This window comes from Microbacterium sp. Marseille-Q6648, assembly GCF_943181415.1.
Taxonomy (GTDB): domain Bacteria; phylum Actinomycetota; class Actinomycetes; order Actinomycetales; family Microbacteriaceae; genus Microbacterium.
Genome location: NZ_CALPBZ010000003.1, coordinates 213,656 through 228,048 on the forward strand (window position 1 = coordinate 213,656; position 14,393 = coordinate 228,048).

Sequence of the window (14,393 nt, forward strand, 5' to 3'; positions counted from 1 at the left end):
GGACGGCCGTGTCTGCACCAGCACGCGTCACACCGTCGGTATCCGAGACCACTTCGAAGGTCCCGCGTGGCACGCTCTACCGCGGCAACGAGGGCATGTGGTCATGGGTGCTGCACCGCATCACCGGCATCGCCATCTTCTTCTTCCTGCTCGTGCACGTGCTCGACACGGCGCTCATCCGCGTCGCGCCCGAGGCCTACGACGCGGTGATGGCCTCGTACAAGAACCCGGTCATGGGGCTCGGCGAGGTCGCGCTCGTCGGCGCCGTCGTGTACCACGCCTACAACGGGCTGCGGATCATCCTCGTCGACTTCTGGTCGTGGGCCACGCGGCACCAGCGGCAGCTGTGGTGGGGCGTGCTGGGCCTGTGGGTGGTGACGATGGTGCCGTTCACCATCCGACACCTCATGAACGTCTTCGGCGACTTCGGAGGGGGTAACTGATGTCCGCGGCGACCATCGCCGACCCGCGCACCCCGGCGGCACCCCGCCGGAAGGGTCCGAATCTCGAGAAGGCCGGCTGGATCTACATGCGCGTGTCGGGGGTCGTCCTCGTCGTGCTGATCTTCGGCCACCTCTTCGTCAACCTCATGCTGGGCGAGGGCATCCACGGCATCGACTTCGCGTTCGTGGCGGGCAAGTTCGCCACACCGTTCTGGCAGTGGTGGGACGTCCTGATGCTCTGGCTCGCGCTGATCCACGGCGCGAACGGGATGCGCACGATCGTCAACGACTACGTCGCGGGCGAGACGACCCGGCGCATCCTCGTGGCCGCCCTCTGGGTTTCGGCCGCCTTCCTCATCCTCCTCGGCACCCTGGTCGTGTTCACCTTCGACCCGTGCCTGGGCCTCAGCCAGACCAGCCCCGAATGGCTCCAGGAGGTCTGCGCGTAGGCGCGGACCGCCCACCCACTCGACGATCCCCATCTCTGCCGAGCAGCATCCGGACGGAAAGCATCCAGCGTGACCACTGACACCCCCGACAGCTACGTCAAGGACGGCGTCCACTACCACCAGTTCGACATCGTCATCGTCGGCGCCGGAGGCGCGGGCATGCGCGCGGCCATCGAGGCCGGGCCCGGTGCCCGGACCGCGGTCATCAGCAAGCTCTACCCCACGCGCTCGCACACCGGCGCGGCGCAGGGAGGTATGGCCGCGGCGCTGGCCAACGTCGAAGAGGACTCGTGGGAGTGGCACACCTTCGACACGGTCAAGGGCGGGGACTACCTCGTCGATCAGGATGCCGCCGAGATCCTCGCCAAGGAGGCGATCGACGCGGTCATCGACCTCGAGAACATGGGTCTGCCCTTCAACCGGACTCCCGAGGGCAAGATCGATCAGCGCCGCTTCGGCGGGCACACCGCCGACCACGGCAAGAGCCCCGTGCGTCGCGCCTGCTATGCCGCCGACCGCACCGGCCACATGATCCTGCAGACACTGTTCCAGAACTGCGTGAAGCTGGGCATCAACTTCTTCAACGAGTTCTACGTGCTCGACCTGATCACCGTGAAGGGCGAGGACGGCGCCACCGGCGTCGCCGGGGTCGTGGCCTACGAGCTGGCCACCGGCGACCTGCACGTCTTCCACTCGAAGGCCGTGGTGTTCGCCACGGGCGGCTTCGGCAAGATCTTCAAGACCACCTCCAACGCCCACACCCTCACCGGGGACGGCGTGGGAATCGTCTGGCGCAAGGGCCTGCCGCTGGAGGACATGGAGTTCTTCCAGTTCCACCCCACCGGCCTGGCCGGTCTCGGCATCCTGCTCACCGAGGGCGCGCGAGGAGAAGGCGCGATCCTGCGCAACGTCTCGGGCGAGCGCTTCATGGAGCGCTACGCGCCGACCATCAAGGACCTCGCCCCGCGCGACATCGTCAGCCGCTGCATGGTGCAGGAAGTCGCCGAAGGCCGCGGTGCGGGCCCCCATCGGGACTACGTCCTGCTGGACTGCACGCACCTGGGCGCCGAGGTGCTCGAGACGAAGCTTCCCGACATCACCGAGTTCGCCCGCACCTACCTCGGCGTCGACCCCGTGGTCGAGCCGGTCCCCGTGATGCCGACCGCGCACTACGCGATGGGCGGGATCCCCACGAACATCAAGGCCGAGGTCCTCAGCGACAACGACACGGTCGTCCCCGGCCTGTACGCCGCCGGCGAGTGCGCGTGCGTGTCGGTGCACGGCTCGAACCGCCTCGGCACCAACTCGCTGCTCGACATCAACGTCTTCGGCAAGCGCGCCGGGCGCTACGCCGTGGAGTACGTCCAGACCGCGGACTACGTTCCGCTGCCCGAGGACCCCGCCAAGGAGGTCCGCGACATGATCGAGGGCCTGCGATCGAACCCGGGAACCGAGCGGATCGCGGTGCTGCGCAAGACGCTGCAGGACGAGATGGACCGCAAAGCCCAGGTCTTCCGCACCGAGGAGTCCCTCGGCGAGGTGCTCGAGGTGATCGCCGAGCTGCGCGAGCGCTTCAAGAACATCCACGTCGACGACAAGGGCAAGCGGTTCAACACCGACCTGCTCGAGGCGGTCGAGCTCGGCTTCCTGCTCGACATCGCCGAGGTCGTCGTCGTCACCGCCCGCAACCGCAAGGAGAGTCGCGGCGGTCACATGCGCGACGACTTCCCCACGCGCGACGACGAGCAGTACATGCAGCACACCATGGCGTATCTCTCCGGCGATGCCGGGTCTTCGCACGCCGAGGACCACATCCGCCTCGACTGGAAGCCGGTCGTCTTCACGAAGAACGACGCCGGCGAGTTGCGCTACCCGCCGTTGGAGAGGAAGTACTGATGGCCACCTCGGCAACCGACGTCATCGAGCGCACCGACGCCGATGCCCCCGCACGCGCGGACGAGGCGGCGAACGACACCGGCATCCAGTCGTTCCTCGTGACCTTCATCATCCGCCGTTTCGACCCCGAGGTCGACGACGAGCCGCGCTGGGTCGACTACGACGTCGAGCTCTACTCCACCGACCGCGTGCTCGACGCCCTCCACAAGATCAAGTGGGAGGTGGACGGGTCACTGACCTTCCGCCGGTCCTGCGCGCACGGCATCTGCGGGTCCGACGCGATGCGCATCAACGGCCGGAACCGCCTGGCATGCAAGACGCTCATCAAGGATCTCGACATCTCGCAGCCCATCTACGTCGAGGCGATCAAGGGCCTGCCGCTCGAGAAGGACCTCGTCGTCGACATGGAGCCGTTCTTCGCGTCGTACCGCGAAGTGCAGCCGTTCCTGATCTCGAGCACGAAGCCCGAGCCGGGCAAGGAGCGGATCCAGTCGATCGTCGACCGTGAGGTCTTCGACGACACGACCAAGTGCATCCTGTGCGCCGCGTGCACCTCGTCGTGCCCGGTCTTCTGGACCGACGGTCAGTACTTCGGTCCCGCGGCCATCGTCAACGCGCACCGCTTCATCTTCGACTCGCGCGACGACGCCGGAGACGTGCGCCTCGACATCCTCAACGACAAAGAGGGCGTCTGGCGTTGCCGCACGACCTTCAACTGCACCGAGGCCTGCCCGCGCGGCATCGAGGTCACGAAGGCGATCGCCGAGGTCAAGCAGGCGGTGCTGCGGGGCTGACTCCCCCGCCCGGGCACGAGCGATCTCGCGGTCATCGATCGTCGCGCTGATCGATAGTGTGGCGTGGTGAGCGAAACGGGGGCCCGGGCACTGCAGCGTGCCACCGCGGTGACCCGGCGCACGCTGGAGTGGTTCCCGATCCGCGTGTGGCGTCACTTCCTTCAGCACAACGGCTTCCTGCTGTCGGCCGGGGTGAGCTATCAGACCCTGTTCGCCGCGTTCGCGACGGTCTACGTCGTCTTCGCGAGCGTCGGCCTGTGGCTCGGCGGCAGCCAAGAGGCCGTCAACGGGCTCATCGACCTCATCAACAGCTACATCCCCGGCATCATCTCCAACAGCGGCGGTCTGTTCACCCCCGCGCAGGTGACGCGGATCGCCACCGGCAGCAGCGGCGTGCTGAGCATCACCGGTGCGATCGCCGCAGGCGCGCTGATCTGGACCGCCATCGGCTCGATCACCTTCTCCCGCCGCGCCGTCCGCGACATCTTCGGCATCCCGCCCGACCCGCGCTCCTACCTGCTGCTCAAAGCGACCGACTTCCTCGCGGCGGCCGCGTTCGGAACGGCGCTGCTGGTGGGATGGGCGCTGACGTCCGCCGGCACGTGGGCGCTGGACGTGCTCTTCACGTTCCTCGGCTGGAGCACCGGCTCGGTCTGGTTCAGCCTCGGGGTGAGCGCGATCGCGCTGGTCCTGCTGTTCGCCCTCAACACCGCCGTGCTGGCCGTGCTGGTGAAGTTCCTCACCGGAACGGCTCTGCGGTGGCGGCGCGTGTGGCCGGGCGCGATCCTCGGGGGCACCGCCACGGCGATCCTGCAGATCGGAGCGGGCCTGGCGTTCACCTATACCCCGACGAACGTGCTGCTGGCGACCTTCGCCGTCTTCATCGGCCTGCTCCTGTGGTTCCGGCTCGTCGGGATCGTGGTCCTGGTGGCGGCCTCATGGATGGCCGTGTCGACGATCGACGCCGATATGCCGCTGGTGGAATGGACCGAGGAGGAGCGGCGCGCCTCGGAGCACCGCGCCCTCGCGGTGGCGGCCAAGGTCCGCCTCCGCGATGCCCGCGAGCGCCTCGAGCACGCGTCGTGGTACTCCCGGTGGGGCGCGCGACGCGAGGTGGCCGCAGCCGAGCGCGCCCTGTCGGAACTCGAGGCGTCGGCGCCCCCGCCGCCGAAACGGGGCGCTCTGCTGGAGTGACCGGGCCCCGGGGCGCCGCTGTCGGTGGCCCCGGTTAGGCTGTGCGTCGTGTCTTCCCGCCTTCGCATCGCCTCCATCAACGTCAACGGCATCCGGGCCGCGGTCCGCAAGGGGATGAGCGACTGGCTCGAGACCGCCGGCGTCGACATCATGGCGCTGCAGGAGGTGCGGGCCACGGCCGATGACCTCGCGACCGCCCTGCCGGGATGGCACATCGTCAACGACGAAGCCGCCGCGAAGGGGCGCGCGGGCGTGGCGATCGCCAGCCGGATGCCGGCGGGCGAGGTCCGCCGCGTCCTGCGGGACGACGACCCCGACCTCGAGCCGCTGGACGCCGCGGGCCGGTGGATCGAGGCGGACTTCGACATCGCGGGCACGGCGCTCACCGTCGTGAGCGCCTACGTCCACACGGGCGAGGCCGGCACCGCGCGACAGGATCCGAAGTGGGCGTTCCTCGACGCGATGGAGATCCGTCTGCCGCAGCTGGCCGTGCACGCACGGCACGCGCTCGTGATGGGCGATCTGAACGTCGGCCACCGCGAACCCGACATCCGAAACTGGAAGGGCAACGTCAAGAAGTCGGGGTTCCTGCCGCGCGAGCGGGCGTACTTCGACCGCTTCCTCGGCGAGGCCGGCGCCGAGATCGCCTGCGTCGACGGCACGCGCGGCACCGGGCTCGGCTGGGTCGACGTGGGGCGGCGCGCGGCGGGCGATGTCGACGGGCCCTACACGTGGTGGTCCATGCGCGGACGCGCCTTCGACAACGACACCGGCTGGCGGATCGACTACCACCTCGCCACGCCCGCACTGGCGGACGGGGCGCTCGGCTACCACGTCGACCGCGCGCCGTCGTGGGACACCCGCTGGAGCGACCACGCCCCGGTCATCGCGGACTACGAGATCGGCTGAGCCGCCCCCACCGTCCTGCGCGCGAGCCGCATCCAGGTCTCGACGACCGTGTCGGGGTTCAGCGACATGGATCCGATCCCCCGGTCGACGAGCCAATCGGCGAGGTCCGGATGGTCCGAGGGACCCTGTCCGCAGATCCCGATGTACTTGCCACGTCGCGTGGCCGCCTCGATCGCCATCGCGAGCACCTTCAGTACCGCCGGGTCCCGCTCGTCGAAGGTCGAGGCGACCAGGGACGAATCCCGGTCCAGGCCCAGCACGAGCTGGGTCATGTCGTTGGAGCCGATCGAGAAGCCGTCGAAATGATCGAGGAACTCGTCCGCCAGCAGCGTGTTGGAGGGCACCTCGCACATCATGATGACCTCGAGCCCGTTCTCGCCGCGGCGCAGTCCGTTCTCGGCGAGGAGCCCGACGACACCGGCGCCCTCGGCGACGGTGCGGACGAACGGCACCATCACCTTGACGTTGGTGAGACCCATCTCGTCCCGCACGAACCGCAGCGCGTCGCACTCCATGTCGAAGCACGCCCGGAAGTCCGGCGAGACGTACCGCGAAGCGCCCCGCCAGCCGAGCATCGGATTCTCCTCGTGTGGCTCGTACCGATCCCCGCCCAGCAGGTTCGCGTACTCGTTGGATTTGAAGTCGCTCATGCGCACGATGACCGGCTCGGGGGCGAAGGCTGCGGCGATCATCGACACCCCCTCGGCGATGCGCTCCACGAAGTAGTCCCGGGGTGACGGATACGCGGCGATCCGCTCCGAGATCTCGTCCCGCAGCTCCGCCGGGAGCGTGTCGTGCTCCAGCAGCGCCCGCGGGTGGATGCCGATCTGCCGGTTGATGATGAACTCCAGCCGTGCGAGTCCGACTCCGGCGTGCGGGAGCTTCGAGAACGAGAAGGCCTGGTCGGGAGTCCCCACGTTCATCATGATCTTCACCGGCACCTCCGGCATCCGGTCGAGCTCGGTGAGCTCTTCGGCGAAGTCGAGGATCCCGCGGTAGACGAAGCCCTCGTCGCCCTCGGCGCACGAGACCGTGACGTCGTCGCCTCCGACCAGCACGCGCGTGGCGTCCCCGGTGCCGACGACGGCGGGGATGCCCAGCTCCCGCGCGATGATCGCCGCATGGCACGTGCGCCCACCGCGGTCGGTGACGATCGCGGCGGCCTTCTTCATGATCGGCTCCCAGTCGGGATCGGTCATATCGGCCACCAGGACGTCGCCGACGGCGAAGCCGTCCATCTGCGAGAGGTCGGTCAGCACCCGCACCGGGCCGGCGCCGATCTTCTGCCCGATAGCGCGACCGACGACGGCGACCTCGCCGCGGGCGGCGAGGGAGAACCGGCGCATCACGTTGCCGTCCTCGCGCGAGACGACGGTCTCCGGCCGCGCCTGCAGGATGTACAGGCGACCGTCGACGCCGTCCTTGGCCCACTCGATGTCCATCGCGCGGCCGTAGTGCTCCTCGATGGTGACCGCCTGGCGGGCGAGCTCCGTCACGTCGGCGTCGTCGATGCTGAACCGCCGACGATCCTCGATGCCGACGTCGGCGAACACGGTGCTCCCGCCGACGTGGGTGCCGGCGGTGTAGCGCATGGCGATGGCCTTCTCGCCGACCGAACGCTTCAGGATCGCCGGCCGACCGGCGGCGAGCGCCGGCTTGTAGACGTAGAACTCGTCGGGGTTCACCGCTCCCTGCACGACCGCCTCGCCCAGCCCGTACGCACTGGTGATGAAGACCGCCCGGTCGAATCCCGACTCGGTGTCGACGGTGAACATCACCCCCGACGCGCCCACGTCCGAGCGGACCATCCGCTGGATGCCGGCGGAGAGGGCCACGTCGTGGTGGTCGAAGCCGTTGTGCACGCGGTAGGCGATCGCGCGGTCGTTGTACAGCGAGGCGTAGACGGCGCGCACGGCGTGCAGGATGTTCTCGACGCCGCCGATGTTGAGGAAGGTCTCCTGCTGGCCGGCGAACGAGGCGTCGGGAAGGTCCTCGGCGGTGGCGCTGGAGCGCACCGCCCACGTGGCCGCGTCGGGGTCGGGGTCACCGGCGAGCAGCCGCCCGTACGCTTCGCGGATGTCGCGCTCGAGGTCCGCCGGCAGCGGCTGCTGCTCGATCCACGCCCGCACCGAGGCCCCCACCCGCGACAGCGCGGCGACGTCGTCGATGTCGATCGCCTCGACGGCCGTGCGGATGCGGTCGACCAGCCCGTCCGCCGCGAGGAACGAGCGATAGGCATCGGCGGTGGTGGCGAAGCCGCCGGGCACGGTCACTCCGGCATCGGCGAGGTGGGACACCATCTCGCCGAGCGACGCGTTCTTGCCGCCCACCTGCGGCAGGTCGGCCATGCCGATCTCATGGAACCAGAGGATGTTGGTCATCGGGGTGCCTTTCGCGGGGCGGTCACGCACGCAGCTTCATGGTCTGCATGATCACCGCGGACATCTCCTCCACGCTCTTCGTGGCGGAGTTGAGGAAGGGGACGCGGGTGCGCCGGTACAGGTCCTCGGCGCGACGCAGCTCTCTCGTGCACTGCTCGAGGCTGGCGTACCGGGAGTTCGGGCGCCGTTCGTGACGCACCTGGCTGAGGCGCAGCGGCGTCGTCGTCAGCCCGAAGCAGCGCGCGGCGTAGGGTGCGACGGTGCGGGGCAGGCCCTCGGACGGGAAGTCGTCCTCGGTGAGCGGGTAATTGGCCACCAGCAGTCCGTACTGCAGCGCCAGGTACATCGTCGTGGGCGTCTTGCCGCATCGCGACGGGGCGATGATGATCACGTCGGCGATGTCGAGCGCGCGCATGCTCTGCCCGTCGTCGTGCTCGATGGCGTACTCCACCGCCCGCATGCGGGCGTGATAGCGCTCCATGTCGCCCACGCCGTGGAACTGTCCGCGCTGCTCGGACGCGTCCGTGCCGAAGGCCTCCTCCAGCTCGGTCAGGTGTCCGGCGAGGAGGTCGACGATGACCGCGCGCGCCCGGCCGAGGACGGCCCGCAGGTCCGCCTGCTTCACGGTGGTGAAGACCACGGGCGCCTTACCGGCATCCGCGCTCCGGTCGATCTGCTCCACCACGCGACGCGCACCGTCTTCGGTGTCGACGAACGGGATGGTGTGGTGGTCGAAGCGGATCGCGGGGAAGTTGACCAGCAGAGCGCTGCCGAGGGTCTCGGCCGTGATGCCGGTGCTGTCCGACACGAAGAACGCCGCGCGATGGGCCACCGGCACCGGGGCCGTGGTGGTCGCGACGGGGACGGACGGATCGATCATGGAGCGCTTTCGATGAGGATGCCGGGCCCGGCGGCCCCGCACTCCTCACGGTAGGGCGGGCTCACGGCGGGCTCTAGGGCCATTGGGCCCGCAAGAAGTGCGGTTCCTTCCCGTGGGGCAATCACGGCGACCGAGGCGGGCGGCATCCGCTCTCTAGGATGGAGGGATGACCAAACCGCGCCTCTACTCCGGCATGCAGCCCTCGGCCGACTCGCTTCAGGTCGGCAACTACATCGGGGCTCTCATGCAGTGGCGCGACCTGCAGGCCACGTACGACGCGTTCTTCTCGGTCGTCGACCTGCATGCCCTGACCCAGCCGAACGACCCGGCCGAGCTGCGCGAGAAGACGCGGCGGACGGCGGCCCAGTACATCGCCGCCGGCATCGAGCCCTCTCGCTCGACGCTGTACGTGCAGTCGCACGTGCCCGCCCACGCCGAGCTGGCGTGGGTGCTGTCGACCCTCACCGGCTTCGGCGAGGCGGGGAGAATGACGCAGTTCAAGGACAAGTCCACGCGCTACGGCGCCGACGCGACCTCGGTGGGACTGTTCACCTACCCGGTGCTGATGGCCGCCGACATCCTGCTCTACCAGACCGACATCGTCCCGGTCGGCGACGACCAGAAGCAGCACGTCGAGCTCACCCGCGACCTCGCCGAGCGGTTCAACAGCCGTTACGGGCAGACCTTCCGCGTGCCGATGCCCGTGATCCAGCAGGACACCGCGCGCATCTACGATCTGCAGAATCCGACGGCGAAGATGTCCAAGTCGGCCGAGACCGACGCCGGCGTGCTGTGGCTCCTGGACGACCCGGCGAAATCAGCGAAGAAGATCATGCGCGCCGTCACCGACAGCGAGGGGTCGGTGCGCTACGACCGCGAGGGCAAGCCCGGAGTGTCGAACCTGCTCGTGATCTACGCCGCGCTGACGGGTCGCCAGATCCCCTCGATCGAGGACGAGTACGCCGGCCGCGGATACGGGGACTTCAAGAAGGGGCTCGCGGAGGTCGTCGTCGACGAGTTCGGACCCGTGCGCCAGCGCGCGCTCGAGCTGCTGGACGACCCCGCCGAGCTCGATCGGGTCCTCGCCGCCAACGCCGACCGCGCCGCCGAGGTGGCCGGGCGGACGCTGTCGGACGTGTACGAGAAGGTCGGGCTGCTCCGCCGCGCCTGACCCGATCCCCCGGGGGCGTGCCAGGATGGGCGCATGCCCGAGATGCCCGAGGTGCAGGGGCTCGTGGACTTCCTCCGCGAGCGGGTGACCGGTGTGCGGATCGAGCGCATCACGGTGGCGAACATCGCGGCGCTCAAGACGTACGATCCGCCGACGACCGCCCTCCATGACGCCGAGGTGACCGGCGCGCAGCGGCACGGCAAGTTCGTCGATCTCGCCACGGGCTCGGGACACCTCGTGTTCCACCTCGCCAAGGCCGGGTGGCTGCGGTGGTACGACGAGCTGCCGAAGACCGTCATCCGCCCCGGGAAGACGCCCATCGCGCTCCGCGTCGCGCTCGCCGACGGCGCGGGGTTCGACCTGACCGAGGCCGGCACCAAGAAGTCCCTCGCGGTCTACGTGGTGCGCGAGCCCGGTGACGTCCCCGGCATCGCCCGCCTCGGTCCCGACCCGTTGGATCCCGACTTCGACCGCGACACCCTCGCCGGTCTCATCGCCGGCCGCCGCACGCAGATCAAAGGGGTGCTGCGCGACCAGTCCGTGATCGCCGGCGTCGGCAACGCCTACAGCGACGAGATCCTGCACGTGGCGAAGATGTCGCCGTACGCGCTGGCCGCGACGCTCGACGACGCCGACATCGACCGGCTCCACATCGCGTTGACCGACACTCTGGCGGATGCCGTCGCCACGGCGTCCGGCAAGCCGCCGGCCGACCTCAAGGACGCCAAGCGCCGCGGGATGCGCGTGCACGGCCGACGCGGCGAAGCGTGCCCGGTGTGCGGCGACGAGGTGCGGAGCGTGTTCTTCGCCGACAACTCGCTGGAGTACTGCGCGACGTGTCAGACGGGTGGCAAGATCCTCGCCGACCGCCGACTGTCGCGCCTGCTCAAGTGAGGACCGGCGGCGTCAGGGCCCGGTGGTGCCCATGAGCGTCCGGGCGTCGTCGTCGACCCAGTCGAGGGACTTCGTGACCGCCTTCTTCCACATGCGGTAGCGCCGCGCGCGCTCTTCCTCCTCCATCCGCGGCTCGAACCGGGCGTCCTCGCGCCAGTGCGCGCGCAGTTCGTCGAGGCTCCCCCACACGCCCGTGGCGAGACCGGCGGCGTACGCCGCTCCCAGCGCCGTCGTCTCGACGACGGTCGGGCGCACCACGGGGATGCCGAGGATGTCGGCCTGGAACTGCATGAGCATGTCGTTGCGGGTCATGCCGCCGTCCACGCGCAGCTCGGCCAGCTGCTGCCCGCTGTCGGCGATCACGGCCTCGATCACGTCACGGGTCTGGAATGCCGCCGACTCCAGCGCCGCGCGGGCGATGTGCCCCTTGTTGACGTAGCGGGTGAGCCCCACCAGCGCGCCACGGGCGTCCGGGCGCCAGTACGGGGCGAACAGACCGGAGAAGGCCGGGACGAAGTACGCCCCGCCGTTGTCGTCGACGGTGCCGGCGAGGCTCTCGACGTCTTCGGAGCGCTGGATGATGCCGAGATTGTCGCGCAGCCACTGCACGAGCGAACCCGTCACGGCGATCGAGCCCTCCAGGGCGTAATGCGCCGGCTCGTCGCCGATCCGGTACGCCACGGTCGTGATGAGCCCGCGCTCGGAGCGCACGATCTCGGTGCCGGTCCCCACGAGCAGGAAGTTGCCGGTCCCGTAGGTGTTCTTCGACTCGCCCGCGTCGAACGCAGCCTGCCCGAAGGTGGCCGCCTGCTGGTCGCCGAGGATCCCCGCGATGGGCACGCCGGTGGCGACGCCGGGCAGCAGCGTCTCGCCGAGCACGGCGCTGGACGAGCGGATCTCGGGCATCATCGCGCGCGGGATCCCCCACACCTCGAGCAGGTCGTCGGCCCAGTCCAGCGTGGTGAGGTCCATCAGCAGGGTGCGGCTGGCGTTGGTGACGTCGGTGATGTGGATGCCGCCCCGCCGGCCTCCGGTGAGGTTCCACACGATCCACGTGTCGGGGGTGCCGAAGAGCAGGTCGCCGCGCTCGGCCGCCGCGCGCGCCCCCGGGACGTGGTCGAGGATCCAGGCGATCTTCGACGCGGAGAAGTAGGTGGCCAGCGGCAGACCGGTGCGCGCGGCGAAGCGGAACGTGCCCTGCTCCCCCGAGGCGAGCTCGTCGATCCGAGGCTGCGTTCGGGTGTCCTGCCATACGAGGGCGTTGTGCACGGGGCGTCCGGTGGTGCGATCCCACACGATGGCGGTCTCGCGCTGATTGGTCACGCCGATCCCCGCGAGGTCGGCCGCGGCGATGTCCGCCCGGTCCAGCGCCGCCGAGACCACCCATTCGGTGTTGGTCCAGATCTCGACCGGATCGTGCTCCACCCATCCGGCGCGCGGCATGATCTGCTCGTGCTCCCGCTGCGCCGTCGCACGGGGGACGCCGTGGTCGTCGAACACGATCGCTCGCGTCGAGGTGGTCCCCTGGTCGATGGCCATCACGTGCCCGGGCACGGCGTCTCCTTCCCGACGGCGGCTGCGCGCGTCGTGGTCGGCCCGCGGCGTCACGGGCTGCGGGTGGGGTCAGGCTATCGCGGTCGCCGCGGAACCCCACGAGGGGTCGGCCGCGTGTACGCGCTGCAGCGCCCGCGCCACCTCGGTGCTGCGCGCGGCGGCATCCCACCCCATCGTCTCGGCGACGACGTCGGCGATCTCGGCGACGGTCGCCTCGGTCGCCGCTCCCGTGAAGGCGATACTGGTGCGGCGCAGCAGCAGGTCATCGAGGTGCACGACGTCCTCGTCGCCGGCGAGGTACGCCAGTTCGGCGGTGCTGTAGTCCGGCAGCGTCGACAGCGGCGCGTCGTCGGGGTCGTCGGCGAGCGCGCGGATGAGGGACTCGGCGTGGGTGCCGTACCGGTCAAGCAGCACGGCCGCACGCTCGCGGCCGACATCGGACGAATGCACGCTCAGCCACCGCTCCCGGCCGCGGTCGGTGACGGGATAGCCGCGGCCGCCTCCGATCGGCACGCCTCGGGTGGTGCGGGCGCGGGGGCGACCGAGCAGCTCGAGAGCCCGATCGGCGAGGCTCTCAGCCGACGCGCGGAAGGTCGTCCACTTGCCGCCGACGAGACTCAGCACCGGCACGCCCGACCCGCCGAGCGTCGCGGACTCGATGCGGTAGTCGCGAGAGACGAAACCGGGAGCTACGTCGTCGTGCCCCGGCAGCGGCCGCACTCCCGAGAATCGGTAGACGATCTGCGAGCGGTCCACCGGAATCCCCGGCAGGACGTGCCCGATGAGGTCGATGAAGTAGTCGACCTCGGCCTCGGTGCACACGATCGGGTCGGCCATGTCGTGGGGCAGGTCGGTGGTGCCCACGAGCACGCGCCCCTTGAGGGGGTAGATGAGGACGATGCGGCCGTCCTTGTGCTCGAAGAACAGTTCACGCCCCGCCGTCGCCGCCAGCAGCTCGGGGTGATCGAGCACGATGTGCGAGCCCTTGGTGCCCCCCATGAAGCGGGTGGGCGCCCCGAGGGCGCGATTGGTGACATCGGTCCACGGGCCCGAGGCGTTGATGACGACGGATGCCGCGAACGGCACCCGCGCGCCCGTCACGGTGTCTTCGAGGACGACGCTCCCGTCCTCCCCTGCGACGGCCGCGGTGTAGTTGGCGGCGCGGGCGCGGTCTCCCCCGGCGGCGCGCGCGTCGCGGACCAGGTCGATCGCCAGGCGCTCCGGGTCGTGCAGCGAGGCGTCCCAGTAGGTGGCGGTGTACTTCACGCCGGGGTTCAGCGCCGGAAGCTCCTGCAGCGACCGGCGGCGACCGTGGAACGAGTGGCGCGGTACACGCCCGCCCCCGCGCGAGAACGCGTCGTAGATCACCAGGCCGATCTTGATGAGGACCGCCCCGCGCTCGCGGCGCGCGCCCTTGCCGTGGCGGAGGAACCGCAGCGGGGCGCTGAGGATCCCCGAGAAGGTCGTGTAGATCGGGATGGTCGTCCGCAGCGGCCGGACGTAGTGGGCCGCGGTGCGCAGCAGCGCGTTGCGCTCGCTGACCGCCTCGGCCACGAGTCGGAACTCGCCGTTCTCGAGATAGCGGATGCCGCCGTGGATCATGTGCGATGAGGCGGCCGAGGCACCCGAGACGAAGTCGTCGCGCTCGACGAGGACGACGTCCACGCCCTGGAGCGCGAGGTCGCGGAAGGTGGCGATGCCGTTGATCCCGCCGCCGATGATGAGCACGTCGGCGTGCGGGCGGTCGAAGACGGCGCGGGAGGCGCGGGCGTTGCTCGTGCGGGGCATCTCGGGGCCTTTCGGTTCGCGACTGCCCCATTCTCTCAAG

General features: G+C 69.9%; 12 protein-coding genes. 8 read left to right on the plus strand and 4 right to left on the minus strand.

The annotated features are described in order from the left end of the window. The first annotated feature begins 8 nt into the window (after window positions 1-8). The 6 genes from sdhC (at window position 9) to NFR93_RS11220 (ending at window position 5,685) form a co-directional block, all read left to right on the plus strand. On the plus strand, window positions 9-443 hold the full coding sequence (gene sdhC, locus NFR93_RS11195) for a succinate dehydrogenase, cytochrome b556 subunit (RefSeq protein ID WP_251453293.1): 435 nt from the start codon (window positions 9-11) through the stop codon (window positions 441-443). After that, window positions 443-892, plus strand: a complete 450-nt coding sequence (locus NFR93_RS11200) for a succinate dehydrogenase hydrophobic membrane anchor subunit (protein WP_251453294.1) — start codon at window positions 443-445, stop codon at window positions 890-892. The genes sdhC and NFR93_RS11200 overlap by 1 nt, the downstream gene beginning before the upstream one ends. Before the next feature lie 69 nt (window positions 893-961). Then, window positions 962-2,788 (plus strand): succinate dehydrogenase flavoprotein subunit, encoded by a 1,827-nt coding sequence (sdhA, locus tag NFR93_RS11205; protein ID WP_251453295.1) that lies wholly within the window; start codon window positions 962-964, stop codon window positions 2,786-2,788. Next, entirely contained in the window at window positions 2,788-3,582 is a 795-nt protein-coding gene (locus NFR93_RS11210) for a succinate dehydrogenase iron-sulfur subunit (RefSeq protein WP_251453296.1), read from the plus strand. Before sdhA ends, NFR93_RS11210 begins: the two co-directional genes overlap by 1 nt. A 66-nt stretch (window positions 3,583-3,648) precedes the next feature. Then, the gene (locus tag NFR93_RS11215) at window positions 3,649-4,776 is read left to right on the plus strand and encodes a YihY/virulence factor BrkB family protein (protein ID WP_251453297.1); all 1,128 of its coding nucleotides are present in this window, start codon (window positions 3,649-3,651) and stop codon (window positions 4,774-4,776) included. Window positions 4,777-4,824: 48 nt separating this feature from the next. After that, window positions 4,825-5,685: an exodeoxyribonuclease III gene (locus NFR93_RS11220; protein ID WP_251453298.1), complete on the plus strand. Its 861-nt coding sequence runs from the start codon at window positions 4,825-4,827 to the stop codon at window positions 5,683-5,685. Here NFR93_RS11220 and ppsA read toward each other — a convergent pair. After that, the gene (gene ppsA, locus NFR93_RS11225; protein WP_251453299.1) at window positions 5,670-8,066 is read right to left on the minus strand and encodes a phosphoenolpyruvate synthase; all 2,397 of its coding nucleotides are present in this window, start codon (window positions 8,064-8,066) and stop codon (window positions 5,670-5,672) included. The two genes, NFR93_RS11220 and ppsA, sit on opposite strands and share 16 nt — an antisense overlap. A gap of 22 nt (window positions 8,067-8,088) precedes the next feature. Next, entirely contained in the window at window positions 8,089-8,946 is an 858-nt protein-coding gene (locus NFR93_RS11230; protein ID WP_251453300.1) for a pyruvate, water dikinase regulatory protein, read from the minus strand. Between the two features lie 166 nt (window positions 8,947-9,112). Here NFR93_RS11230 and trpS point away from each other — a divergent pair, with 166 nt between their 5' ends. Further along, on the plus strand, window positions 9,113-10,117 hold the full coding sequence (gene trpS, locus NFR93_RS11235) for a tryptophan--tRNA ligase (RefSeq protein WP_251453301.1): 1,005 nt from the start codon (window positions 9,113-9,115) through the stop codon (window positions 10,115-10,117). 33 nt (window positions 10,118-10,150) lie between these two features. Then, on the plus strand, window positions 10,151-11,011 hold the full coding sequence (locus NFR93_RS11240) for an Fpg/Nei family DNA glycosylase (protein WP_251453302.1): 861 nt from the start codon (window positions 10,151-10,153) through the stop codon (window positions 11,009-11,011). 12 nt (window positions 11,012-11,023) lie between these two features. Here NFR93_RS11240 and glpK read toward each other — a convergent pair whose 3' ends face one another. Both glpK and NFR93_RS11250 read right to left on the minus strand, forming a co-directional pair. Further along, window positions 11,024-12,565, minus strand: coding sequence for a glycerol kinase GlpK (gene glpK / locus NFR93_RS11245; RefSeq protein WP_251453303.1), 1,542 nt, complete (start codon window positions 12,563-12,565; stop codon window positions 11,024-11,026). 69 nt (window positions 12,566-12,634) lie between these two features. Further along, window positions 12,635-14,353 (minus strand): glycerol-3-phosphate dehydrogenase/oxidase, encoded by a 1,719-nt coding sequence (locus tag NFR93_RS11250; protein ID WP_251453304.1) that lies wholly within the window; start codon window positions 14,351-14,353, stop codon window positions 12,635-12,637. Window positions 14,354-14,393: the final 40 nt, after the last annotated feature.

Excerpts from the sequence above, each read along its gene's own strand:
- NFR93_RS11230 (WP_251453300.1), bottom strand. The coding sequence starts at position 8,946 with ATGATCGATCCGTCCGTCCCCGTCGCGACCACCACGGCCCCGGTGCCG.
- NFR93_RS11240 (WP_251453302.1), top strand. The coding sequence starts at position 10,151 with ATGCCCGAGATGCCCGAGGTGCAGGGGCTCGTGGACTTCCTCCGCGAG.
- NFR93_RS11200 (WP_251453294.1), top strand. The coding sequence starts at position 443 with ATGTCCGCGGCGACCATCGCCGACCCGCGCACCCCGGCGGCACCCCGC.
- trpS (WP_251453301.1), top strand. The coding sequence starts at position 9,113 with ATGACCAAACCGCGCCTCTACTCCGGCATGCAGCCCTCGGCCGACTCG.
- NFR93_RS11250 (WP_251453304.1), bottom strand. The coding sequence starts at position 14,353 with ATGCCCCGCACGAGCAACGCCCGCGCCTCCCGCGCCGTCTTCGACCGC.
- ppsA (WP_251453299.1), bottom strand. The coding sequence starts at position 8,066 with ATGACCAACATCCTCTGGTTCCATGAGATCGGCATGGCCGACCTGCCG.
- NFR93_RS11210 (WP_251453296.1), top strand. The coding sequence starts at position 2,788 with ATGGCCACCTCGGCAACCGACGTCATCGAGCGCACCGACGCCGATGCC.